Here is a 1,455-nt window from a genome sequence, read left to right as displayed (position 1 = left end):
TGTCGAATGAAAGGGACTTCCCCGTCCCGAGGCTGCGGCGGAAGCCGCAATTCGGCATCAAAGTGCCATGATGAAGTCTCGACCTTCATCAACACCAGCGAAAGGGGAAGTCCATGTCCATTGTCACCATCGGAATCGATCTTGCCAAGAACGTCTTTGCGGTTCACGGCGTGGATGAATCCGGCAAGCCGGTATTGATCAAACCGCGTGTCCCACGTGATCAACTGCTCGCGCTGATCGCCCAGTTGCCACCCTGTCTCATTGGCATGGAGGCCTGTTCGGGTGCACATCACTGGGCGCGGATGTTCCAACAGTACGGCCACACTGTGAAGCTGATCGCGCCCAAGCTCGTGGCGCCGTACCGAATGTCAGGCAAGCGCGGCAAGAACGATGCGGCCGATGCCGCAGCCATCTGCGAAGCTGTGACTCGTCCGAGCATGCGTTTCGTGCCGCTGAAGGACGAACACCAGCAGGCCACACTCTGCCTTCATCGGACACGGCAAGGTTTTATCGAAGAGCGCACGGCAATCTACAACCGCATACGAGGCCTACTCTCTGAGTTCGGCGTGGTACTGCCGCAAAGTCCGGCGCGTTTGCGAAGAGAAATAACGGGCCATCTTGATGTCTTGCCGGGCTGGGCCAGACGTTGTATTGACGATCTGCTTGAGCACGCCGGCCTCATTGAGAACCGGCTGGTCGAATATGACCGGGCGATTAGCGAGATCGCGCGTGAAGACGAGCGGAGCAGGCGACTGATGCGGCTGCGCGGCATCGGCCCGACCACGGCGAGCGCATTGCTCGCAAGCCTTGGTGCCGGACATGATTTCCGGAACGGTCGCCAGGTGGCCGCGTGGATCGGACTGACGCCGGGACAGCACAGCAGCGGCGGAAAACAGCGGCTGGGAAGTATCACGAAGGCGGGCGACGCCTATCTGCGCAGCTTGCTGGTGCTGGGTGCTCGCGCAGTCATCGCCAATCTCGGCGAAAAACAGGATCGGTTCAGCCGTTGGGTGCGCAGCCTGGTGGAGCGCCGCGGCTACTGGCGTGCGGCCGTCGCGATCGCGGCGAAGAATGCCAGGATGGCTTGGGCGAGCCTGAAATACGGCGACGATTTCAAGTACGAACCGACTGCAGCGTGAACGCATCGCGAACACAACGCCTCCGACGACGAACAACATCCATCATGAGCGAATAAAGATCACTTTGCACTGCCAGCGGTGATGTGAAGCGGGTTGGACCCGCACGGGGTTTATCTGACTTACTGCGTGGGATTGCATTCCCGCCTGTCGAATGAGATCCCCGTGCGCGTCTTTCATCAGGGTCCGGGCAATCATGCCCAACATGACCGTTTGTAGCATCGCAGTCCTTCACCTTCTCACGTCGCAACGGCAATGCAGTACGTCACAACACACAACCGCGATTGAGCTTGTGCTCGACGGGGAAGCCCTTGTAGCA

Annotated in this window: 1 protein-coding gene; it reads left to right on the top strand. The window is 59.7% G+C overall.

Annotated elements, in window-relative coordinates:
• The first annotated feature begins 113 nt into the window (after positions 1–113).
• Positions 114–1,139 (top strand): IS110 family transposase, encoded by a 1,026-nt coding sequence (locus tag BSU04_RS19135; protein WP_089162113.1) that lies wholly within the window; start codon positions 114–116, stop codon positions 1,137–1,139.
• Positions 1,140–1,455: the final 316 nt, after the last annotated feature.

The sequence above is a fragment of the Caballeronia sordidicola genome, assembly GCF_002220365.1.
Lineage (GTDB): Bacteria > Pseudomonadota > Gammaproteobacteria > Burkholderiales > Burkholderiaceae > Caballeronia > Caballeronia sordidicola_C.
Note: the sequence above shows the minus strand (reverse complement) of the source record. Positions and strands in the feature narration are given on the sequence as shown.

What these genes read in the sequence shown, in the direction of transcription:
- BSU04_RS19135 (WP_089162113.1), top strand. Translation starts at nt 114, where the DNA reads ATGTCCATTGTCACCATCGGAATCGATCTTGCCAAGAACGTCTTTGCG.